This window comes from Pseudomonas sp. X4 (genome assembly GCF_040784925.1).
GTDB classification, from domain to species: Bacteria; Pseudomonadota; Gammaproteobacteria; order Pseudomonadales; family Pseudomonadaceae; genus Aquipseudomonas; species Aquipseudomonas putida_Z.
Genome location: NZ_CP160798.1, coordinates 4,789,362 through 4,812,382, shown reverse-complemented (window position 1 = coordinate 4,812,382; position 23,021 = coordinate 4,789,362). Strand labels below are relative to the sequence as shown.

The window sequence follows — 23,021 nt, the reverse complement described above, 5'->3', positions numbered from 1 at the left end:
ATTGGCGGTTTCAGTCGACGAGAATCTTCGGGTTGGAACTGCCCCATACGGTGTACAGGTCGGCGAGCAGCGCGCCGTTGATTTCTTCCATTTCGGCCTGGGTGATTTCACCCCCGGCCTGTTTGCCGAACAGCACCACTTCGTTGCCACCCTTCACATCGGGGAAGTCGGTGACATCGACCATCAACGTGTTCATCGACACCTTGCCCACCACCGGCACACGGTGGCCGTTGATCAGCACATGGCCCTTGTTGGTGAACACCCGGCGGTAGCCATCGGAGTAGCCGACGGTGATGTTGGCCAGGCGCGAATCACGCGCCAGGGTGAAGGTGCGGTCATAGCCGACGGTGTTGCCTGCCGGGTAGCTGTGCACCGCTGCCACGTGCGACTTGAACTGCATGGCACGTTGGTATTCGGTGTGCGTCGGCACGGTGTCGCCGAACAGCGCGCCGCCGGTGCGCACCATGTCCAGGCGCGCTTCCGGCACTTCCAGCGTAGCGAAGGAGTTGGCGGCGTGCAGGGTGAGCTTGCTGCGATCAAGTTTCGCGTGCTTGATCAGCCAGTCGGTCTGCTCGTTGAACGCTGCCAGGCCTTTGCGCACATCGTCCTTGTCTTCCACGGCGAAGTGGGTCATCAGCGCGACCAGCTCGAGGTGCTTCTGGTCGGTGATCTGCAGCGCTTCACCCCGGCCGGACCAGGTGGTCATTTCCACGCCGTTGCGGCTCATGCCACTGGAATTGAGCGCCAGATGAATGCGCAGGGTCTTGCCGTGGCGTTCGGCGATGGCATCGAGCTGGCGGGCGAACTCGGCGCTGCCGACCAGTTCTTCCATGTCGTACTGCAAGGCATCTTCCACTTCGCTGAGGCTGGCCAGGCGCACCCGCACCAGTTGCCCGGTGAAGCCGCTGGCGCGGACCACGCGGGCCTCCTCGTTGCTGGCCACTGCCACGCAAGGCACGCCCTGGGCGATGATCGACGGCATCACCAGGCCGATACCGTGGCCATAGGCGTCGGCCTTGAGCACGGCGCACAACTTGGACTTGCCGCCCAGCTCGGCCTGCAAGGTACGGATGTTGTGTTGCAGCGCGCCGGCACTGATTTCGACCCAGGCGTTGCTGTTCTGCACGGTCAGGGCCGTGGTGCCGTTGTCCATCGACAGGGGTGGTGCGGCGTACAGCGGGGCCTGGCCGGTGATCAGCAGAGCGAGGGATGCAGCCAGGAGGGTACGGCGAAATGGCATGGTGGTTTCTCTTGTTGTTCGTGGTGTCTGCCGCTTAGCAGACGCAGGTGTGTTTGAGTTCGATGAAGGTGACGCCGGGGGTGGCGAAACCGCTGGCCAGATCGGCCTGCAGCGCATCCAGGTCACGCGGTTGGCGCACCGTGCAACCAAAGGCACGGGCCAGGCCGATGAAGTCCGGATTGCGCGGCAGTACGCCGACCGGCTCGATGTCCAGGTCGAGCATGTCGTCACGGATCTGGCCAAGGGCGTCATTGTTCCACAACAGCACGACCAACGGTCGGTCCAGCTCCTCGACTGCCGTGGCCAGTTCCTGGGCGGTGTAGAGGAAGCCGCCGTCGCCCACCAGCACCAGGCCTGGGCGGTGGTCGCTGGCGAACATGCCGCCGATGCCGGCCGGCAGCCCGTAGCCGAGGGTGCCGTAGCCGGTGGGGTGCAGCCAGCTGCGCGGCGCCCGGCTGGCGAAGGCGTAGTTGCCGGTGTAGGCCAGCTGGGTCATGTCGCTGCTGATGAAGGCATCGTCGGGCAGCACGGCGGCAATGCGGTCGAGGATTGCCTGGTGCACGGCCTGCAGCGGCGCATGCCCGCTGCGAATGGCCTGGCGCAGGTTGGCCACTGCTTCGCTGGCCTGGGCCGGGTCACGGTCCAGCGCTGGCAGGTGCTCGAGCAGGCCGGCCAGGGTTTGCCGGGCATCACCGTGCAGGGCGATGGCACAGGGGTAGAAGTCGTTGAACTTGCGCGGGTCTATGTCCACGCGCAGCAGCTCGCCGCTGATCGGCAGGCGCTCGCGCCAGAAGTCGGTGTCGGCCATTTCGGTACCCACTGCCAGTACCACGTCGGCCTGGCTGATCAGCTGCCAGCCGGGCTCGACGCACAGGCTGGCGCCGGCATTCAGTGGCGCGTCCGCTGGCAGCAGGCCCTTGCCGGCCACGCTGGTGAACAATGGCGCTGCCAGCCGGGTGCTCAGCTGCTGCAGCTGCTCGGCCGCGTGCAATGCCCCACCACCGGCAATGATCATCGGCCGCTTGGCGGCGGCCAGCTTCACGGCGGCCTGGTCGAGGCTGTCGCGGCACGGCCGGCCACGCCCGGGGCGGCGCACCACCTCAGCGCTCCAGTCACGGCTGACCGGCGCGGCCAGTACATCCAGCGGCACCGAGATGTGCACCGGGCGCGGCCGTTCGCTGTCGAACACGGCCCAGGCACGAGCGATCAGCTCGGGCAGGTCGTCGCCGCGCAGGGCCACGGCAGAGAACGCGGTAATCGGCGCGGTCATGGCGCGTTGGTCCTGGGTTTCGTGCAGGCAGCCCCAGCCCTTGCCCAGGCTGGCCGTGTGGTTGACGCTGGAAATCACCAGCATCGGGATGGAGTCGGCGTAGGCCTGGCCGATGGCGGTGGCGGCATTGGTCACGCCCGGGCCGGTGATGACGAAGCACACCCCCGGCTTTCCGCTTACCCGTGCATAGCCGTCGGCCATGAAGCCGGCGCCCTGCTCGTGGCGGGTCAGCACGTGGCGGATGCCGCTGCCCGGCAGGCCGCGGTACAGCTCCAGGGTGTGCACGCCGGGGATGCCGAATACCGTCTCCACGCCGTAGTTGGCCAGCAGGCGCACCAACGCCTGGCCGGCGGTCGGGGTGTGCTTATTCATGTCGTTCTCCTTGCGCCTGGCCGAGGCGGATCAGCGCGTCGACCGCGGTGGTGCCGTGGGCACCGACCATCAATGGGTTCACATCAAGCTCCAGCAGTTGCCCGGCGTTTTCGCAGGCGTAGTCGGCCACCGCGCGGATAGCCGCAACCAGTGCGTCGAGGTCGGCGGCCGGGCGGCCACGGAAGCCTTGCAGCAGGCTGGCGCTGCGCAGGCTGAGCAGCGCGCTGCGGATGGCAGCGTCGGTGGTCGGCAGCAACAGGCTGACGCTGTCCTTGAGCAACTCGACCAGCACGCCACCGGCACCGATCACCAGGGCCAAGGCGAAGTCGTGCTCGCGCTTGATGCCGACGATCAGTTCGGCCAGCGGCGGCTCGGCCATCGGTTCGAGCAGCACCTGGTCGAACGCTACCTGCGGGGCGTAGGCGGCGATGCGCTGGCGCATCTGCACCAGCGCAACCTCGAGGGCGGCGGCATCGCGCAGGTTCAGCGCCACTGCACCGGCTTCGGTCTTGTGCGGCAGTTGCGCGCTGACCGCCTTCAGTACCAGCGGGTAACCGACACGGGCGGCATCTGCCACAGCGCGCTCGGGTGTGCTCAGCACCCCTGCCGGTACCGGCAGGCCGAAGGCACGCAGGGCTTGCTTGGATTGCCATTCGTCCAGCAGCTGGCCCTCACCCCCAAGAGCCTGCGGGCACAGCGGCACCCGGGCGGCCTCACCCTGTTCCAGCAGCCGCTGGCGGTTGCGCTGGTAGGCGACGATGCGGCCCCAGGCTGCCAGGCCATCCTCCACGCCCTGCAGGGCGGCGATGCCACGCGCGTGCAAACGCTCGCGCGCGCAGGCGGGCAACAGCTCCGGGAATGCCGAGGTGACGAAGCCGATCTTGCCGTGGCGCTCCAGCGCATCGCAGTACAGCGCCAGCAGCAGGTCGCATTCCTTGCGTTCGCCGGTGAAGGCCGCCGGGTAGTCCAGCACCAGCATGGCCGCGTCGGCTGCGCCGCTCAGGGTGCTGTCGAGCATGCGTTGCAGGGCCGCTGCATCACCCCAGATGGCAGTGGTGAAATCCAGCGGGTTGACCAGGTTGGCATAGGCCGGCAGCACCTCGGCCAACTGCGCCACCTGCCCTTGTGCAAGCTTCGGCAGGACCAGCTGGTTGCGCTCGGCATAGTCGGCGATCAAGCCGGCATCGCCACCGGAACAAGCCAGGGCAATCAGCTCGCCATTCACCGGCAGGCGGCCACAGGCGGCGGCCTTGAGCGTTTCAACGAAGCTCACCGGGCCACTGACGCGGATCACGCCCAGGCGCTGGAACAGGCTGTCGTACAAGGCATCGGAGCCGGACAGCGAGCTGGTGTGGCTGAGCGCCAGTTCGGCGCCGATCTGCGACACGCCGGTCTTCAACGCAATGATCGGCGTGCCCTGCTGCAATGCCTTGCAGGCGGCACGGGCGAAACCCGGCACGTTCTTCAAGCCTTCCAGATGCAGGCCGATGGCGGTTACCCGTGGGTCGTCGAGCAGCACGTCCATCAGCTCGGCCACGCCCAATTGTGCCTGGTTGCCGACCGAGGCCATGTAGGCCACCGGCAGCGAACGGTCGCTCATCGACAGGTTGTAGGCGAAGTTGCCGCTCTGGGTGAGGATCGCCACGCCCTTCTCCACCTGCTGGCCACCATGGGCCACCGGCCACAACGCAGCGCCGTGCAGGTAGTCGAGCAGGCCGTAGCAGTTGGGGCCGAGCAAGGCCATGTTGCCGGCGGCGGCGAGCAGGCGCTGCTGCAGCTGGCGGCCCTCTTCGCCGCTTTCGGCAAAGCCCGAGGCATAGCAGATGGCGCCACCGGCGCCGCGTGCGGCCAGCTCGGCAACGCACTGCAGGGTCAGTTCGCGGTTGGTAGCGATGAACACCGCGTCCGGGGCATGGGGCAAGTCGGCCACCCGCGCCACACAGGGGATACCTTCGAGGCTGTCATGCTGCGGGTTGACCAGCCACAGCTCGCCGCCAAAGCCACCTTCGGCGCAGCGCTTGAGCGCCCGCGCCATGCTGCGCCCGCCGACGAAGGCCAGGTGCCGGGGGGCCAGCAGGCGCTTGAGGTTGTCACGAATCGAATGCGACATGGGTGTTCTCCTGGCGCTCAGCGCAGCAGCGGGCGCAGCAGTTCGCGGGCGATGATGTGCCGCTGGATTTCCGAGGTGCCTTCCCAGATGCGCTCGATGCGTGCGTTGCGCCAGATGCGCTCGACCGGGCCTTCATCCATCAGGCCCATGCCGCCGAAGATCTGCACGGCTTCGTCGGCAACCTTGCCCAGCACCTCGCTGGCGAACAGCTTGGCCATGCCGGCCTCGCCGTCGGTCATGCTGCCCTGGTCCATCTTCCAGGCGGTGTGCAGGGTGAGCATTTCCGCAGCGCGAATCTGCGTGGCCATGTCGGCGAGCTTGAACGACACCCCCTGGTAGCTGCCGATGGCCTGGCCGAACTGCTTGCGGTCGGCGGCCCATTGCAGCGACAGGTCGAGGGCACGCTGGGCCTGGCCCACGCAGTTGGCGGCGACCATCACCCGGCCGGCGGTGAGCCAGGCGTTGGCCACCTCCCAGCCCTTGCCGACCTCGCCCAGCACCTTGCTGGCCGGCACCCGGCAGTCGTCGAAGAACAGCTCGTAGGTGTGGTAGCCACGGTTGCTCACGCACTTGGGGCCACGGCGGATGGTCATGCCCGGCGTGCCCCGGTCGACCAGGAAGGCCGTTACCGCGTTGCGCTTGCGCCCGTTGTGCTCGTAGGTGTCGGTGACGGCGAAGACGATGGCGAAATCGGCGTGGCCGGCATGGCTGATGAAGTGCTTGCTGCCGTTGATGACGAAGTCGTCACCCTGGCGCACGGCACGGGTCTTGATGGCGTTGGCATCGGAGCCGGCGCCCGGCTCGGTGAGGGCGAAGCAGTCGATCTTCTCGCCCTGCACGCAGGGCAACAGGTAGTCGTTGATCTGCTCGTCCTTGCAGGCCATGAGGATTTTCGATGGCCGCGCGACGAACACGTGCAGGGCCCAGGACACCTTGGACAGTTCGCGCTCGATCAGCGCCTGGGACAGATAGTCCAGGCCACCGCCGCCGACCTCCTCGGGCATGTTGAAGGCATAGAACCCGGCGGCGATGGCCTTGCCGCGGATCTGCGCAGCCAGCTCGGGCGACACGGCATCGGCGCGGTCCACTGCCTCCTCATGGGGCAGCAGCTCCTTGGCGACAAAGCTGCGTACCGCTTCCACCAACATTTCTTGTTCTTGGGTCAGTTGGAAATTCATCTGCGAAGGTCCTGGTGAGGGTCGGTTATCGGGTTACTGGCCAGTGAAACGGGGGGCGCGGCGTTCCACCGAGGCTTGCAGCGCCTCGGCACCGTCCTGGCTGCGGCCGCACAGCAGGCCGGCCTCGCGCTCGGCTTCCAGCTGCTCGGCCAAGGTGCGCCGGGCGCCGTCGCGGATCAGCCGCTTGGTCTGCGCGTAGGCGAAGGTAGGGCCGTTTGCCAGGCGCCCGGCCAGCTCGGCGGCCACGGCGGGCAGTTGCTCGTCGGCGCAGACTTCGCTGACCAGCCCGGCCGCCAGGGCACGTTCGGCACCCCACAGTTCATCGAGGAACAACAGGCGCTTGGCCTGCTCGCTGCCGATCAGCCGTGGCAGGTGCCAGCTGGCCCCGGCATCGGGGCTGTAGCCCATGCTGGTGTAGCCGGCCTTGAAGCGCGCCGAGGCCGCGGCGATGCGCAGGTCGCAGCACAGGCTGAGGTCCATGCCACCGCCCACGGCAGTGCCATTGATGGCAGCGATGGTGGGCTTGTCGAGGCTGTGCAGGCGTAACATCAGGGCGTGGGCGGTTTCGGTCCAGCCGTAGCTTTCCAGGGTGCCCTGGGCCTCGGCCGCGGCCCATTCGGCCAGGTCGGCACCGGCGCAGAAGCTGCGCCCGCTGCCGGTCAGCACCACCACGCGCACGGCCGGGTCGCTGTTGCAGGTTTCCAGCAGGGCGTGCAGTTGCTTGAGGGTGGGAATGTCCAGCGCGTTGCGCTGCTCGGGGCGGTTGAGGGTGATCCAGGCAACGCCGGCTTCGACCTTACTCAACAGTGACGACGACGGGGTGGTCATGGGGGGGCCTCGGTATTGTTGTGATGGTTTGAGAAGGCTTGATGAGGGAGATACTAAACGAGTGTTCAACAAGGCGGCAATTGCGCGGGGATTGGGCTGTAACAACGCTTGGAAACGATATATGTCGTTGTTTTTATTAGTTTTATTTGTTTTACCAAGGTTGAGATCGGAGGTGGTTGTTACAACTTTGTACAACTGACGGATTGCTGGGGGCGCTTTGCGCCCCTTTCGCGACACAAGGCCGCTCCCACAAGTCATTCGCAGACTTCAGGTCTGCGCGGTACCTGTGGGAGCGGCCTTGCGTCGCGATGGGCTGCGTAGCAGCCCCCGAGATTGAAACCTCAGACCCCCGGCACGCTCGGCTCGAAAGCCCCCTGCCGACGGCGGTTGACGAAGAAATACGCCGCATAGCACAGGGCAATGAAGCCAAAGCCCCAGTACAACGACGGCCGCTGGGTTTCATCCAGCGCCAGGAACACGAACAGCGAGCTGCACAGGGTGATGCACAGCAGCGGCACCAGCGGGTAAAGCGGCGCCTTGTACTTCAGGTCCTGCAGTTGCCCACCTTCACGCAGGTAGACCTTGCGGAAGCGGTACTGCGCCAGGGCGATGACGATCCAGGTCACGGTGCCGGACATGCCACTCACCGCCATCAACACCATGAACAGGGTGTCGGCGGCAACGAAACTGGTCATCAGCGAGATCAGCGCAAAGCACAGGGTGATGCTCAGCGCCCGCAACGGCACGCCACGCTTGCTCAGCGGCGACAGGCTTTTCGGCGCCATGCCGCTCTTCGACATAGCCCAGAGGATGCGCGTGGAGGCATACAACCCGGAGTTGCCCACCGAAAGGATGGCCGTGAGGATGACGAAGTTCATCAGGTCGGCGGCAAAGGGGATGCCGACCATGTCGAACACCTGCACGAACGGGCTTTCCATCAGCCCGGCCTGCTCGAACGGCACGATGGCCGAGAGCACGGCAATCGCCAGCACGTAGAAGATCAGCACGCGGAACACCACGTTGCGCACGGCCCGTGGGATGCTCTTTTCCGGGTGCTCGGTCTCGCCGGCCGCCACCCCCATGATTTCACAGCCCTGGAAGGCATAGACCACGGTCATCATCACCGCGAACACCGCCGACAGGCCATGGGGGAACAGCGACTCGCCCATCAGGTTGTCCAGCATCGGTGCCGGCGCCCCGCTGCTCAGCGGGATGGCGCCGAAGATCACCAGCAGGCCGATGATGATGAAGCCGAGGATGGTCGCCACCTTGATCCCCGAGAACCAGTACTCCGCCTCGCCGAAGGCACGGGTGGCCAGGGCGTTGAGGCCGAACAGCACGACCACGAACAGCGCCGACCAATACCAGATCGGCACCTCGGGGAACCAGCGGGTCATCAGCATGCCGGCGGCGGTGAACTCCAGGCCCACGGTGGTGGCCCAGCTCATCCAGTACACCCAGCCGATCATGAAGCCGGTGGCCGGGCCGATGAACTTTGTTGCGTGGGCCTGGAACGAACCGGACACCGGCATCTGCACCGACAGCTCGCCCAGGCAGACCATCACCAGGTACATCAGCAAACCCGCGACCAGGTAGGCCAGGATCGCGCCTATCGGGCCGCCCTGGTTGATGGTCACGCCCGAACCCATGAACAGCCCGGTGCCGATCACCCCGCCCAGCGACAGCATGAAGATGTGCCGGCTTTTCAGCGCGCGGGTGAGCTGGATCTTTTCGCGGTTGTCAGTCATGGCGCACCTCGCCTTTGCGGCTGGTGCCAGGCCGCGCGGGGGTGCCGCGCGGTGTGGTAGGAAGGAGGGGCTGAGCGCTACGGCATGTCATTATTCTTGTCTCCAATAAGCCTCATGGACCGCGTGCAACACGGTTGCCTTGGATTATTGGAAACGGATGTAAGGTGCCGTTGTACGAACGGATCGAAGATGTAAAAAGTCGTAAGTTTTTTGTACGTCAGCTCTGGATCAGCTGTTCCAGGGTGGCGCGGGCCTGGGCAAGCTCGGTGGCCAGCGGCGCGCCGAGCGCTTTCAATGCCTGTTCGTCATGCTGCCGGGCAGCGTCCTCAAGGCGTCGCAACAACGCAGCCAGGCCAGAAAAACCCAGGGAGTCGCAACTGCCGGCCAGGCGGTGGGCCAGGTGCAGCACTTCGGTAAAGTCCTGGGCCGGCAGCGCCTCGGCCAACGCCGTGGCGTGCTGCTCCAGCGACTGGTGCAGCACCTTCAACAGGCCTTGCAGCTTCTGTTCACCCAGCAGCGAGCGGTGGGTGTCCAGCAATGACCAGTCCATTGTCGCGTCGACGCCCTCCACTTCAGCGGGCGCCGCTTCGGCCAGCGCCCGGCGCAGGTTGTCCAGCCGCAGGGGCTTGGCCAGCACTCCCTGCATGCCGGCATCCAGGTAACCCGGCACTTGCCCCGGCTGCACGCCAGCCGTCAGTGCCAGGATCCGGCTGTGGCGGTTCGGCCCGGGGGTGGCACGCAGTTGCCGGCACAGCTCCACCCCGCTCATGCCGGGCAGGTGCACGTCGAGCAGGATCAGGTCGAAGCGCCGCTGTGCGCAGGCCTGCAGGGCTTGCCCGGCGTCCTCGGCAAAGCTCACCCGGTGGCCATCGCGCAGCAGCAACCCACCGGCCACCTCGCGGTTCAATGCCACGTCCTCGACCACCAGGATATCCAGGCTGGCCAGGGGCGAAGGGGCTGGTGAGTTGGCCTGCACTGGCTGCGCGCGAGCCATGTCGAGTTCGAACCAGAAGCAACTACCCTGCCCTTGCACGCTGTCCAGGCCAATGCAGCCCCCCAGTTTTTCCACCAGGTGCTTGCAGATCGCCAGGCCCAGGCCGGTGCCGCCGTAGCGCCGGGCCACCGCCTCGCTGGCCTGGACGAAGCGGTCGAAGACCCTGGCCTGCACAGCCGGCTCGATGCCGATGCCATTGTCGCTGACCGACACCCGCACGCGCTGCGAGCCCTGGTCACTGGCCAGTACCTGCACCGCAAGCCGCACCTGGCCGTGTTCGGTGAACTTGATGGCGTTGGCCAGCAGGTTGCTGAGCACCTGGCGCAGGTACTGTTCGGCACCGTGCTGGTACTCGGCCAATTGCTCGTCGATGTGCAGCTGCAGGGCGTCGCCATTGTCCCGGGCCATGGGTTCGAGCAGCGCCAGCACTTCCTGACACAACTGGCGTAGCGAAAAACCGACCAGCTCGGCGCGGCTTTCGCCCTCCTCGAGGCGGGCGAAATACAGCACCTCGTTGAGAATCGCCAGCAACCCCTCGCCGGCCTTGTACAAGGCCTCGACGCGCTGGCGGTCGGCCGCCTCCAGCCGGCCGCCGCGCAGCAGCTCGGCCATGCCGAGAATGCCGTTGAGCGGTGTGCGCAGTTCATGGCTCATGGTCGCCAGGAAGCGTGACTTGGCCAGGTTGGCGGCTTCGGCCTCGTCCTTGGCCCGGGCCAGGCTGGCGGTGCGCCGCTCGACCATGGCCTGCAGTTCGTCGCGCTTGTCCTGCAACGCCAGGCGGTCGCGCTCGCGGCGCTCGATGTCACTGAGGATGGCGCGGCGCATGTCATCCAGGGCATTGGCCACGGTGTCGATCTCGTCCGGGCGCGTCGAGGTGCGGCGCCCGAGGCGCAACGGTTCCTGCCACTGGCCGGCGCCAATACGCCGGGCGAACTCGGCCATCACTTGCAGGTGGCGGGTGACCAGGCGGTAGAACAGCCCCGACAGCGCCACCGCCAGGCCACACAGGAACACGCCCATCCACAGCAGGCTGGCAAGGCCAGTGGCATACAGCCGCCTGTGCACCGCGCCCAGGTCGATGCTCACTTCCAGCTCGCCCAGGTGCCTGGCCGGCCCAGAGGGCGGCTGGTAATCGAGGGGGAAGCGTTCGATGCGCAGCGGCCCCTTGGGCTCGGCGGCGCCGCGCAGCAGCTGGAAATCGTCGCTGACCAGGCGCACCCGGGCGACATCGGAAAAGTCCACCAGGCCGCGCAGTTGTGCGTCCAGCTGTGCCTCGTCCAGGTCCCACAGGCTGCGCTCCAGGCTGGCCAGGTAACCGGCGCGGATCAACGCCATGCGCGCCTCGATATCGCGCATCTCGCGGCGGTATTCGAAGTACAGCTGCACCGAACTGGCCAGCACGGTGAAGCACAGGCTGAACAGCAGGATGAACAGCAGCAAGCGGCGCAGCAAGCCATCGGTGCGCAGGCGGATCATCGGGAGTCCGCCGGCAGGTTGACCATGTCGCGGTAGGTCACTTCGCTCTGCTCCAGCCAGCGCTCGATCTCGCCGGCCTGGTTCATGCGCAGCAACTGCGCGTCGATTTCGTCCATATGCTGGCTCAAGGGCGATTGCCGTGATATCGCAACGCGCAGGTAGTCCACGCTCAGGGCCGTGGGCAATACGCGGATGTCCTGCGCCCCAGGCAGGTTTTCGATGAACAGCTGGCCGGTGCGCCGCTCCTGGATCACGTAGTCGATGCGCCCACGGATCAGCTTGCCGAAGTTCTGCTGGCTGGACGACACCCGTTCGATGTTCTGGTGGCGGGCGACGAAGCGGTCGAAATCGGCGCCGTAGCTTTCGCCGTACAGCAGGCCACCACGGTAGCTGGCCAGGTCCTCCAGGCGCTGGAACTGCACTGGCCGCAGGCGGTTGTAGAACACCGCCACTTCCTCACGCACCACCGGCACCGTGGAAAAGCGCATGCGTTGGTCACGCTGGTCGCTGTTGTAGGCCAGCACCACGTCCACCCGCCCGGCAGCAGCGTCCATCAGGCAGCGCTTCCAGTTGCCCAGCACCACGGTCTGCACTTCGTAGCCCATGCGCGCGAACAGCTCTCGCACCACGGTGGGGGCCAGGCCACGCACCTGGTGGCCGTCACTCCAGGAAATCGGCGGGTACACCGGGTAGTCGCAATAGCGCACCGGCTGCCTTGCACTGGCTTGCACGGCGAACAATGCCAAGGCCAGCACCCAGGCGCTGCGGGTCATGCCGCCACGCTGGCGGTGAACAGGTAGCCGGTGCCGTGGATGGTGATGATCAGCTGGGGCTCGGCCGGGTCGTCGTGCAGCTTGCGCCGCAGGCGGCCGACCAGCACGTCGATGGAGCGGTCGTTGGGCACCCACTCGCGGTTGCGGATCTGGTCCATCAACTGGTCGCGGCTGAGGGTGTGGCCGCTGTTGCGCAGGAACACGCTGAGCAACTGGAACTCGCCATGGGTCAGCAGGGTTTGCCCGCCACGGGCGTCGATCAGGCGCCGGCGGTCGGTGTCCAGCGCCCAGTCGGCGAACTGCTTCAGCGATTGCGCGCAGGCCGGCGCCGGGTGCACCTCGCGGGCATGGCGCACGCGGCGGATCAGGTTCTTGGCGCGGGATACCAGTTCGCGGGGGTTGAGCGGCTTGATCACGTAGTCGTCGGCGCCGCATTCCAGGCCGACGATACGGTCGATGTCGTCGTTGCGGCCGGTAATGAGGATGATGCCGACCTCCGAACGTACCCGCAGCTCGCGGGTCAGGGTGAGGCCGTCCTTGCCGGGCAGGCGGATGTCCAGCAGCACCAGGTCGACATCCTGGCTGCCGAGCAGGGCTTCGGCCTTTTCCGCGGTGTCGGCGCAGTGCACGTCATAGCCTTCCTGGGACAGATAGGCCTGCAGCAAGTCACGAATAAGCGGATCGTCATCGACGATCAATACCCGAGGCGTCATTGCGTGTCGTCTCTTTTTTTTATTGGTTTGTTCTACACACTCGCGACAGCAGCGTACTCGTTACTGAACAGGCGATCAACAGCCCTCCGGCAGGCTGAAGCGGCGCCGGCCACCGGCCTGCAGGCCATCGACCCAGGCCTCGCAGATCAGCACGCCCTGCTCGGGGGTGAATGTACCGGGGTTGAGCCCCGACTCCAGCCACAGGCCATCGAGCAAGGCGCTCAGGCTGATGGCCGCCAGGTCGGCATCGAAGCCCTGCCAGCCCTCCTCCCCGGCCAGCGTGGCCAGCAGCCCGCTCAGTTCATTGCGGTATTCGCCATAGGAATGGTCATGCACCTGGTTGATCGCGTCGGCGGTCTTCACCGCGCCCCAGAACGCCAGCCAGGCGTCGAGCAATTGCGGGTCGAGCAGCTCGGCGCAGAACGAGGCGCGGAAGAACGCCGACAACCGTTCGCGGGCATTGGGCGCGGCCTGGGCCATGGCCTCGCGCAGCAGGCCCATCACCCGGCCGGTGACCGCCATGTAGGCTTCGGCCACCAGCTCATCCTTGCCGGCGTAGTGATGGCTGATCAACCCGACCGAGACCCCGGCCTCGGCCGAAATCTTGCGGATCGACGCGCCCTGGAAGCCATGGCGCTTGAGGCATACCAGGGTCGCCTCGACCAGGTTGGCTTTGCGCAATTCCGGCAGCATGCGGTGGTAGCGGGCTTCCTGGTTCATCGTCGGCTCTCGGGCTAGGGGCTGGACTGAACGACTGTACAACAAGCCGGACTGCGTGATAAACCCTTGGCACCCATGCCCACAACAACAAAAGCGGCTGCCATGAACGACCTGATCACACGCGACCTGGACCGGGGCCTGCTGACCCTGGCCTTCAACCGCCCCGACAAGCTCAACGCCTTGAACACCGCCATGTACCAACAGCTGGGCGACCTGCTGCTGGCGGCAGGTGAAGACCCTGATGTCGAAGCCATCATCATCACCGGTGGGCCGCACTGCTTTACCGCCGGCAATGACTTGCGCGACTTCCTCGACAACCCGCCCGCCGACCTGGACAGCCCGGTGTTCCGCCTGATGCGGGTGGTGATGGGCCTGGACAAACCGCTGATTGCCGCGGTCAGTGGTGCGGCGATCGGTATTGGTGCCACCTTGCTGTTGCATTGCGATCAGGTGCTGGTCAGCCGTACGACCAAGCTGCGCATCCCTTTCGCGCCGTTGGGCGTGTGCCAGGAGTTTGGTTCCAGCCTGCTGCTGCCGCGCTTGCTTGGCCATGCCCGGGCGGCTCGCCTGCTGCTGGCAAACGAGTTGCTTGATGGCGAACGGATGGTGGCCTGGGGGCTGGCCAATGAACTGCATGAAGACGGTGAGCAGTGCCTGGCTGCTGCCCGGCGCCTGGCGCGGCAGTTGCAAGGCTACCCGCAGGCGGCGCTGCGCATCAGCAAGCGGCTGCTCAAGGACGGCCAACGAGCCGAGCTTGAGGCGACAGTGGCGCGGGAAGCCCGGCTGTTCATCGAGTGCTTGCGCACTGAAGAAGCGCGAGCGGTGTTGCGAGGGTTGATCAAAGATTGAAACCCAGGGGCCGCGTTGCGGCCCATCGCCGGCAAGCCAGCTCCCACCTCGACTGCATCGACCTCAAGCCTTGTGCAGTACCTGGACTGCCCCCAAGAAGTTGGACACCAATCCAACCCTTGGGGGATCTATGGGTAAATACACAGAGCAGTTCAAGCTCACGGCTATCACCGCTTACCTAGAGGGCAGCCGGGGCTTTCGCAAGGTGGCACAACACTTTGGCATCGATTTCAGCCTGCTTCGGCGCTGGGTTGCTGGCTACCAAGCCGATGCCAGCCTCAGCCCTCGCTCGCATGGTCGCCGCTACACCGAGGAATTCAAGCGGCGGGTGCTCAAGTACATGCTTGAGCATCGCCTGTCCCTGCGCCAAACAGCGGCGCACTTTGACCTTGGACAGTCCTCACAGATAGGCATTTGGCTGCGGCAGCACTACAGTGGCAGTCCTGTAGCCACTCTCGCCAAACAAAGAAAATCAGCCGTGCCGAAGAAAATTAAGCCCATCAAGCCGACAGACACCAATGACGCAGAGAAATCTCGTGAGCAGTTGTTGAGCGAGCTCGAGTATCTGCGCATGGAGAATGATGTCCTAAAGGAGTTAAAGGCTCTGCGAGAGGAGAAGGAGCGAACACGGACGAAAAAGCCCTGATCGTCTGCAAATTCAGACATAAATATCCGCTGCCTGACCTCTTGCAGATGGTGGGGTTGGCACGCAGTACCTTTTATTACCAGGTCAAGTGCCAGCAAAAGCCGGACAGGCACGCCTCGCTCAAGGAATTGGTGCAGCGTGTCTATCACGAGGAGAAAGGGCTGTATGGCTACCGCCGCATTGCCCTTGCCATCAGGAATCAGGGGACCTTGGTCAACAAGAAGGTCATTGAACGGTTGATGGCTGAGCTTGGTTTGCAGTCCGTTGTACGCCCGAAGAAGTATCGATCCTATCGCGGCATTGTCGGCAAGGTGGCCATGAATTTGCTTGAGCGTAATTTCGTCGCGCAACGCCCCAACCAGAAGTGGGTGACCGATGTCACTGAGTTCAAAGTGGCCCAACAAAAGCTCTACCTGTCGCCCGTGATGGACTTGTACAACGGTGAGATCATCGCCTATGAAACAGCTTGCCGGCCTACCTATGGCTTGGTTGGGAACATGCTGGAAAAGGCGCTCGATGGGTTGGGTGAAAAGCCCAAGCTAGTGATCCACTCAGATCAGGGATGGCATTACCAGCAGCCCCAATACCGCCATAAGCTCGCAGCGCGCGGTGTGAAGCAGAGCATGTCTCGCAAGGGCAATTGTCTGGATAATGCAGCGATGGAAAGCTTCTTCGGCACACTGAAGTCAGAGTTCTTCTACCTGAAGCGCTTTGAAAGCGTCGAACAGCTGAAGGCGGGCCTGGAGGAGTACATCCATTACTACAACCATGACCGCATCAGGCTGAAACTCAATGGTCTGAGCCCTGTCAGCTACAGGACTCAGGCCACTGGCTAAAACTGTCCAACTTTTCGGGGGCAGTCCAACCTGTGGGAGCAACTGTCTTGTCCAAATTCCAAAAGTTGGCGCGATTCCCTGTGGGAGCGGCCTTGTGTCGCGAAAGGGCTGCAAAGCAGCCCCAGCAATTTCAACTATTGCGCATCAATCCTGGGGCCGCGTTGCGGCCCTTTCGCGACACAAGGCCGCTCCCACAGGTACAGCGACAACCTCGAGATCAACGCTGCACCCGTGGGCTTGCCGGCGATGGGCTGCAACGCAGCCCCTGGAAAACTCAGAAACCCCAGGATTGCTAATAGCCAGTCATCTCCAGATACCCACGCCCACCCGCACTCCCGGTCAAGCGCACTGGCCCCTCCCAATACGGGAACCGCGTCTCCATCCAGGCCTGCGACTCCACAGCTTCGACCTGCACATCCACGCCATGCCCCGGCACCTGCACCCGCCATCGCGTCGGCACCTGCTTGCCGTTCTTCTGCCGGGCCCAGGCCAGCGCCTGCAGCTGGATCTGCGCGCCCTGCAGTGCCACCACCTCACCTTGCGGGCCGACCCAGGTCCCGGCGCGATACGCCTCCCCCTGCACCTCGCGCACCTGGAACAGCATCAGCCTGGCGCCACTGTCCAGGTGCAGGGAAAACCAGTCCCAACCCGTCTGCCCGGCAGCCAGCGGCTGGCTGCTCCATTCCCGGTCCAGCCAGGCCTGGCCGGTAACAGCAATGCACTGGCCGTCACGCTGCACTTCCCCACTCACCCGATAGAAAGGCTGACTGTAATAGTACGAAGCCTGCCCCTTGCCGGACTTCTCGCTGTAGCCCTGGTCCCCGTGCAGCACCAAGGGCTGATCGCTGTGCAGTTGCAGGTCGTAGCGAAAGCCGTCACCACCGGCGACCATTTGCAGATGCTCGATGCCACTGTTGCCCTGCAACGACCAGTCATTGATCCACGCCTGGAACGGCTGGGCCTGCACGCCAGCCTGGCCGATACCCCCACGCGCCAAGGTTTCGCCAGACTGATGACCACCGGGACCGGTCAACGCCGCGTGCCCCAACCACAGGTTCGGGCTGTTCCAGCCAGCAGTCTCGGGGCCTGGCCGCAGGGCCGAGCGAAACAGCGTCCACTGCGCACCCCAGTCCCGCCCCTGGAGGTCCTGGAGGTTGGCGGTGACATACCACCATTCGATGCGGAAGCCATCATGTGCCCCGTGGTCACGCGGAAATTCCAGGCGATGGCCGCGGCTTACCTGGCTGAATTCACCCGCCTGCTGCCCGAGCCCGGCATAACTTTGCTCGGCGGGCTGGTCACAGCCGCCCAGCAACCCACACAGCAACAGCCAGGCGCTACGCTTCATCGGCAAACGGCCTCAACAGTTCGCGCGGCTGGCGACGCGCCAGCTGCCACAGTGGCCAGGCGCTGGCCAACAGGCTGGTAAGCATGCCCAGCACGGCCAGGTGCAAAAGTTGCGCAGGGAACACGTAGAGCGGCAAACGCCAGCCGAATGCCTGCACGTTCACCACCGCGACCAGGCACCAGGCCAGCAGGATGCCCAGCGGGATCGCCAGCAGCACGGTAAGGCTGCTCAGCAGCAGTGTCTGCCCGAGGCTCAGCCACACCAGATGCGTGCGCCGCACACCCAGTGCCCACAGCGGCGCCAGCTGGCCCAGGCGGGTGTGGCCCAGGGTCAGCAGGTTGATGAACAGCGCCACGCCTGCCACGCCAAGGGTGAGGCTGTTGAGCGCGGCGGTGGCGGCGAAGGTGCGGTTGAACACATCGGTCGACCAACGTTTGAGACGCGCCTGCTCGACCACGCGGCTGTCGTCCAGGGCGAAGCGCTGTTGCAATGCAGCCTCGAGCGCCGACATCTGGTCGCCCACCAGATCGACACTCAACCCGGTCAGGGTTGCCTGTGGCCAGTGCCCGCGCAGCCAGCCGGCGTTGACCAGCATGTGCCCTTTGGGGTTGCCGTAATCGGCATAGATGCCCACAACGCTCAGGGCTGGCGAAGTGTCCGCGAGCAGCCTCAGGCGATCACCCAGCTGCAGCTTCAGTCGCCTGGCCAGCTGTTCACTGAGCATCACGGCCTGCCCAGCGGCCAGTTGTTGCCAGGCCTGCTTTTGCTGCGCCAGCAATGGCCAGCGTGTGCGATAGACGTGATGATCGACGATGCCCTGGACCTGCACCGGCCAGCCCTGCAGCTGTGTTTCCACACGCCAGCCGGGCAATACCACATCCACCGAAGGCTGCTGCCCGAGCCACTCGGCTATCTGCAAGCCCTGGGCGGTGTCTCTTGGTGTGACATACAGGTCAGCGGACAGGCGCAGGTCAAGCCAGCCGACAAAGGTCTTGCGAAAGCCCTCGGTCATGCTGCCCACCCCGACACTGGCCGCCAGCGCCAGCAACAGTGCCATCAACGCCAGGCTCAGGGCCGGCAATTGCTGGCGGCTGTCGGCGGCGAACCATTGCGCCAAAGGCCGCCGGCAATGGCGCGCCAGCCAGGCCAGCACCCGGTCGAGCAAGGCCGGCAGCAGCAGCGCCGCCGCCAGCAGCAAGCCTGCCAGCAGGCCGAACGCGCTGGGCAGGCTGTCGCCCAGCACGCCACAGCCCAGGGCTAGCAAAAGCAACAGGCCGGCCACCATGGCCTGGCGCCGCAACCAAGGCCCCTGGGCCAACCGCCATGCCTGAGGTTGCGCCAGCGCCAGCAACGGCAAGCGCGCCGCACGCAGTACACTGCCCAAACCCGCCAGCAGCGCCCCCAGCACGCTCACCAGCACGCCCATCAGCCACCACCCGGCGGGCAGGCTCAGCGCCCCGGCGACCTGGGCGCCATACAGGCCGCGCAAGCTGGCGGCCACATCGGGCAGCAACCACGCGGCCAGCCCGTAACCACTGGCCACGCCGGCCAGGCCGCCCAGCACCGCGAACAGCCCCAGCTCCAGCACCAAGGCGCACAGCAAGGTTTGCAGGCTGATGCCACAGGCGCGCAGGTTGCGAATCAGGCCGCGCCGCTGTTCCAGTGCCAAACCGATTGCGGCATGGGCAATGAACAGGCCGACGACGAACGCCAGCAGGCCAAGGGCGGTCAGGTTGAGGTGGAAACTGTCGGTCAGCCGCTGTAAGCCGCCATCGTCCTGCCGGGGTTGCAGCTCAAGGTAAGGCGAGATATCCGCCGGCAGCGGCCCCGGCGTGGCAGCCACCAGCAAGCGCGACAACTGACCGGGTGCATGCAGCAACGCTTGGGCGTGGCCGATATCGACCACGATCACCCCTGGGGCCAGCGCTGGCTGTAGAACCAACGGCGGCAGCAGCTGCCCTTCGCTGTCGCGTGCTGAGGCCCCGGGGCCGGCATGCAGCTGGCGCAAGGTGTCCGGCCCGACCCAGGCTTGCCCGGGCATGCCGACAAAGGCCTGCAGATCGAACGTTCCGGGCTGCACACCGGCGATGCTGCTGGCCGGCGGCAGGCTCAACGGCTCAATGCCGATCAACCGCACGCTGCGCGCCGGCTCACCAGCAAAGCGCAAGCGCCCTTCCAGTACCGGCGTCACCGCCCAGCCCAGCCTGCGCAACTGCACGTACAGTGCCTGGTCGAAGCGCTCGCCACGGCGCGGCACCAGTTGCGCCTGCAACGGCCCGGCCAGCACCGCGCTGGCGCGGGTATAGTCGCTGCGTGCCTGGCTGTTCAGCGCCTGCACGCCGGTCCACAGCGCCGTGGCCAGCCACAGGCCGGTGAAGATGCTGAAAAACTGCACGCGATGGCGCCGCCAGTGGCTGAGCAGCGCCAGCAGGGCCAGCGATAGAAGCCTCATCCTCCCTGCTCGGGCCGCACGCGGCCGGCCTGCAGGTAACAACGCTGCTGCAAGCGCGCCGCCAGCCGCGGGCTGTGGGTCACCATCAGCACCCCACTGCCAGCCTCGGCGACCAGTTGCAACAGCAGGCTCAACACCTCATCGCTGCTGGTTTCATCGAGGCTGCCGGTGGGTTCGTCGGCCAACAACCAGGCCGGGCGCCCGGCCAGGGCGCGGCCGATGGCAACCCGCTGTTGCTGGCCGCCAGACAATTGCTCCGGGTAACGCACCAGCAAATCCGCCAGCCCCAGGCGCTGCGCCAGGTAGGCCTGCCAATCGGGATCATGCCGACCGGCCAGCCGCGCCTGGAACGCAAGATTGGCCCCCACGTCCAGGCTGCTGATCAGGTTGTACTGCTGGAACACCAGGCCAATGCCCTCCCGCCGCCACAACGCCAGCGACGCCTCGGAACGGCTGTCGAGCGGGGTGTCGTCGATCAGGATGCGGCCACTGTCGGCACGGTCCAGGCCGGCCACCAAATGCAGCAAGGTGCTCTTGCCGCTGCCCGACTCGCCCATCAGCGCCAGGCTGCTGCCGCGCGCCAGGCACAGGTCGACGCCCTGCAGCACGGGGAGCGGGCCCTGGGGGGTGAGGAATGATTTGTGCAGTTGCTCGATGACCAGCATCGACGGGCCTTGGTGAGTTCAGGGGTCTTCTTAGGAATAGCAGGTTCATCGCGGCGTGAACGAACACTCGTCGTTTTCCTCGATAAAGCAATTTCCGGTTCTATTCGAAAAGCGGCTTCCAACTTCAACCCTCGATGAACTTATTAATTCCACGCCCCTGAAAGCCTTACCAAAAAGTCAACATAAACAGCCCCGCACCAATAAAAAAAGACACTTCCTACAGAAATTTCTTTTTATTGGTCGATATCCACTTTCAGACGAGAAAACAATGACCTGAATCAGAAACCATCGACTACGATCAGCATTCACTTCGCATCCGTTAGTTACGGCAAGAGACTCAACCATGGAAAAACCAGTAGTTCTGCACGCCGCTGGCCAGGTCGATATCGCTTTGGAAAGCGCCCACCAGTACGCCTATTTCCAGCTACTGGAATTGCTGTATCACGTACACGACGACGATCTGGAACAACGCCCACTTGCTCGAGAGACGCGACGCCGATTACGGCTGGAAGTGTCGCCCAGCCTGTCTTTCCCTGTTGCCGACGTGTTGCGCGCCGATCGCTTGAAGGACGACCGCTACCGCATCCAGGCAAGTTTTCTGGGCCTGCATGGCACAGACTCGCCACTGCCCACTTACTACCTTGACGAAATCGCCTACGAAAACGCACACGGCATCGGTTTACGCCCGGCTTTCCTCAATTTCTTCAACCATCGCCTTCATACCCTGCTCCATCAAGCGTGGCGCAAGTACCGCTACTACGTGCGCTTTCAACCGGGCGCGAAGGACGGTTTCTCCCGCTATGTCTTCGCCCTGATCGGCCTGGACGACTCAGCACTACGCGGCGCTACGCCGCTACCCTGGAGCCGCTTGCTCAGTTTCGTGGGAATGATCGCCAGCCGCAGCCGCTCCCCCGGCATGGTAGCCGGCATGATCGCGCATTGCTTCGACCTCCAGCAGGTTGCCATCCGCGAATTCGAAAAGCGCACCGTGTCGATTCCCACTTCCCAACGCAACTGCCTGGGGGCCAGAAACTACCAACTCGGCAACAACTTCCTGGTTGGCGACAGCGTCGAGTCACGCAGCAGCAAGTTCACCATTGTGATCGCAGGCCTGGATCAGCAACAGTTCCGCCAATTCCTGCCCAGCGGTGACAACTACCAGAGGCTGGCACGGCTGGTGGGATTCCTGCTCCGTGATGTCGGGGCCTATGACCTGGAGTTACGCATGTGCGCCGAGCAAGCCCCACCCTTCAGCCTACGGGCCGAGCATGGCACCCACCTGGGTTGGACAAGCTTCATCGCCAACCGCAATGACCCCACGCCTCCCCCTGTTCGCATCACGGTACGCACATGAGTACAAATGTTCTCTCCCCCAGCGTCACGCTCACCGTCCTCAACCCGGAAAAACTCTTGCACGGCAGCGAACCGCGGCATCGCTTCGATCGGGCTGGCGGCTCCATCGGCAGTCAAGGTGACTGGCGCCTGCATGATCGGGGCGTTCGCATCCTGCCGGTGCACTGCGAAATCGGCTGGCATGAAGGCCATTTCTGCATCATTGACCACAGCGGCAAGAGTTTCATGAATGGCAGTGACACCCAGTTGCTTTCGGGTACGCCTGTCCGCCTCAGGCACAACGACAGACTGCAGATGGGTGACTATCAGATTGCCATACACCTGGGCGAGGACGAGGAAGAGCCGCAGCCGCATACCGGCAGGAACCCACTCTCCGAGCCGGGGGTTGATCAGCTGATGTGCCCGCTGCAGGTACTTGGCGTACCGATTACGGATATCGCCGGATTTTTCCAGGCCTCAATGCCTGGGCCTGTGGATGAGCTTGATCCGTTGGCCTATCTGGACAGGGCCGCACAAGCCCGGGTTGACCCGGCCATAGTCGAAATCTTCGGCAAGGAGGTGCAATGAACAAGCCTGTAGGTTTACTACTGGCCTGCCTGGCGATCAGTGGCTGTACTTCGATCAGCAAGATCTACCAGGTGGCGATGGATCCGGCTCTGCCTGTCGGTGGCCCCAACAATGACATCAGCCACCTGGCGCTGAGCCTCTACGCCGCAGACCCGCCTGCGCCTGTCAGCCTCGAACCGACAGATTCAGGCGAACAAATACCGCTGCATGGCCAACCGGAACAGCTGGCGGCCAACCTCAGCGCCGCAAGTCCTGTCGAGTTGACTGACAAGCTGAGCTCACTGGCGGAGCAGCTGCACCGCAACTACCCCGCTTCTGTCGAGGGCGAGCAAGCCATCGTCGGGCCGAAGGCGCCTGCGGCATTGGCCAGTTACGCAACGCCCCAAACTGCTTTGCCTGAGGAACTCGACCTGCAACCACAACACCAGGCCCCGTCATCCATCGTTTTCAAGGTACTTCAGCTCCGGGACGATTCGTTGTTGCTGGATGCCACTTATGAGCAAGTCGAAGAAGACCTGGATAAAGCGCTGGGCACCACGCTGATCAGCGTCGATGACTACCGTCTGACCCCTGGCCAGTTCAAGTTCATCGAACACGAAGAAATCAACGAGCGCACCCGCTACATCGCCGTCGTTGCTCGCCTGGGCGATAACCCCAAGGGCCGCTGGAAAGATGCAGTCCGCATCCAGTCACGCGGTTACAACCATACCGTACACGTTCACTTCGAGAACAACGCCGTTGAACTCAGGCAAGACAGTGAATACCGCCGTGACAAATGATCCGTCCAATAAAAAAATGAGCATCCTGTGAAGGCCGGACCAGGCACCGGAACAAACAGACAACGAATCCCGACCCAGGCCACTGGTATTGGGATTCTTGGGTG

The 23,021-nt window shown here is 64.6% G+C and carries 18 protein-coding genes; 5 read left to right on the top strand and 13 right to left on the bottom strand.

Translation table 11 applies throughout. The annotated features are described in order from the left end of the window. Positions 1–10 precede the first annotated feature (10 nt). From alr to ABX298_RS21450, 10 genes are all read right to left on the bottom strand, one after another. Positions 11–1,240 (bottom strand): alanine racemase, encoded by a 1,230-nt coding sequence (alr, locus tag ABX298_RS21495; RefSeq protein WP_367393610.1) that lies wholly within the window; start codon positions 1,238–1,240, stop codon positions 11–13. Between the two features lie 34 nt (positions 1,241–1,274). Then, entirely contained in the window at positions 1,275–2,882 is a 1,608-nt protein-coding gene (locus ABX298_RS21490) for a 5-guanidino-2-oxopentanoate decarboxylase (RefSeq protein ID WP_367393609.1), read from the bottom strand. Beyond that, a complete protein-coding gene (locus ABX298_RS21485) occupies positions 2,875–4,992 on the bottom strand; it encodes an acetate--CoA ligase family protein (RefSeq protein WP_367393608.1) in 2,118 nt (705 codons plus the stop codon). Before ABX298_RS21485 ends, ABX298_RS21490 begins: the two co-directional genes overlap by 8 nt. A gap of 17 nt (positions 4,993–5,009) precedes the next feature. After that, entirely contained in the window at positions 5,010–6,170 is a 1,161-nt protein-coding gene (locus ABX298_RS21480; protein WP_015270769.1) for an acyl-CoA dehydrogenase family protein, read from the bottom strand. 33 nt (positions 6,171–6,203) lie between these two features. Continuing rightward, positions 6,204–6,998, bottom strand: coding sequence for an enoyl-CoA hydratase-related protein (locus ABX298_RS21475; protein WP_317409121.1), 795 nt, complete (start codon positions 6,996–6,998; stop codon positions 6,204–6,206). A gap of 341 nt (positions 6,999–7,339) precedes the next feature. After that, complete coding sequence (locus ABX298_RS21470) at positions 7,340–8,746, bottom strand: amino acid permease (RefSeq protein ID WP_075044924.1); 1,407 nt, start codon at positions 8,744–8,746, stop codon at positions 7,340–7,342. Between the two features lie 217 nt (positions 8,747–8,963). After that, on the bottom strand, positions 8,964–11,216 hold the full coding sequence (locus ABX298_RS21465; protein WP_367393607.1) for an ATP-binding protein: 2,253 nt from the start codon (positions 11,214–11,216) through the stop codon (positions 8,964–8,966). Further along, a complete protein-coding gene (locus ABX298_RS21460) occupies positions 11,213–11,989 on the bottom strand; it encodes an ABC transporter substrate-binding protein (RefSeq protein ID WP_075044922.1) in 777 nt (258 codons plus the stop codon). The genes ABX298_RS21465 and ABX298_RS21460 overlap by 4 nt, the downstream gene beginning before the upstream one ends. Next, entirely contained in the window at positions 11,986–12,702 is a 717-nt protein-coding gene (locus ABX298_RS21455; RefSeq protein WP_012271826.1) for a response regulator, read from the bottom strand. Before ABX298_RS21455 ends, ABX298_RS21460 begins: the two co-directional genes overlap by 4 nt. 75 nt (positions 12,703–12,777) lie before the next feature. Continuing rightward, on the bottom strand, positions 12,778–13,422 hold the full coding sequence (locus ABX298_RS21450; protein ID WP_015270774.1) for a TetR family transcriptional regulator C-terminal domain-containing protein: 645 nt from the start codon (positions 13,420–13,422) through the stop codon (positions 12,778–12,780). Positions 13,423–13,524: 102 nt separating this feature from the next. On the opposite strand from ABX298_RS21450, the gene ABX298_RS21445 reads away from it, so the two are divergent. Beyond that, positions 13,525–14,271: an enoyl-CoA hydratase-related protein gene (locus ABX298_RS21445; RefSeq protein WP_367393606.1), complete on the top strand. Its 747-nt coding sequence runs from the start codon at positions 13,525–13,527 to the stop codon at positions 14,269–14,271. Between the two features lie 130 nt (positions 14,272–14,401). Further along, a protein-coding gene (locus tag ABX298_RS21440; protein ID WP_237140941.1) for an IS3 family transposase occupies positions 14,402–15,753 on the top strand; the annotation gives its coding sequence in 2 pieces (ribosomal slippage) (positions 14,402–14,879 and positions 14,879–15,753; 1,353 coding nt in all). A 292-nt stretch (positions 15,754–16,045) separates the two neighbouring features. Here ABX298_RS21440 and ABX298_RS21435 read toward each other — a convergent pair. From ABX298_RS21435 to ABX298_RS21425, 3 genes are read right to left on the bottom strand one after another with little or no spacing between them, the layout of a single operon-like run. Next, entirely contained in the window at positions 16,046–17,101 is a 1,056-nt protein-coding gene (locus ABX298_RS21435) for a lipocalin-like domain-containing protein (protein ID WP_367393605.1), read from the bottom strand. After that, the gene (locus ABX298_RS21430; protein WP_367393604.1) at positions 17,091–19,553 is read right to left on the bottom strand and encodes an FtsX-like permease family protein; all 2,463 of its coding nucleotides are present in this window, start codon (positions 19,551–19,553) and stop codon (positions 17,091–17,093) included. Before ABX298_RS21430 ends, ABX298_RS21435 begins: the two co-directional genes overlap by 11 nt. Further along, positions 19,550–20,218: an ABC transporter ATP-binding protein gene (locus ABX298_RS21425; protein ID WP_367393603.1), complete on the bottom strand. Its 669-nt coding sequence runs from the start codon at positions 20,216–20,218 to the stop codon at positions 19,550–19,552. Before ABX298_RS21425 ends, ABX298_RS21430 begins: the two co-directional genes overlap by 4 nt. Before the next feature lie 343 nt (positions 20,219–20,561). On the opposite strand from ABX298_RS21425, the gene tssG reads away from it, so the two are divergent. From tssG to tssJ, 3 genes are read left to right on the top strand one after another with little or no spacing between them, the layout of a single operon-like run. Beyond that, positions 20,562–21,572 carry a type VI secretion system baseplate subunit TssG gene (gene tssG / locus ABX298_RS21420; RefSeq protein ID WP_367393602.1) on the top strand — a complete coding sequence of 337 codons (1,011 nt, stop codon included), beginning with the start codon at positions 20,562–20,564 and terminating at the stop codon, positions 21,570–21,572. Continuing rightward, positions 21,569–22,138, top strand: coding sequence for an FHA domain-containing protein (locus tag ABX298_RS21415; RefSeq protein WP_367393601.1), 570 nt, complete (start codon positions 21,569–21,571; stop codon positions 22,136–22,138). Before tssG ends, ABX298_RS21415 begins: the two co-directional genes overlap by 4 nt. After that, the gene (gene tssJ / locus ABX298_RS21410; RefSeq protein ID WP_075044914.1) at positions 22,135–22,917 is read left to right on the top strand and encodes a type VI secretion system lipoprotein TssJ; all 783 of its coding nucleotides are present in this window, start codon (positions 22,135–22,137) and stop codon (positions 22,915–22,917) included. The genes ABX298_RS21415 and tssJ overlap by 4 nt, the downstream gene beginning before the upstream one ends. Positions 22,918–23,021 lie beyond the last annotated feature (104 nt).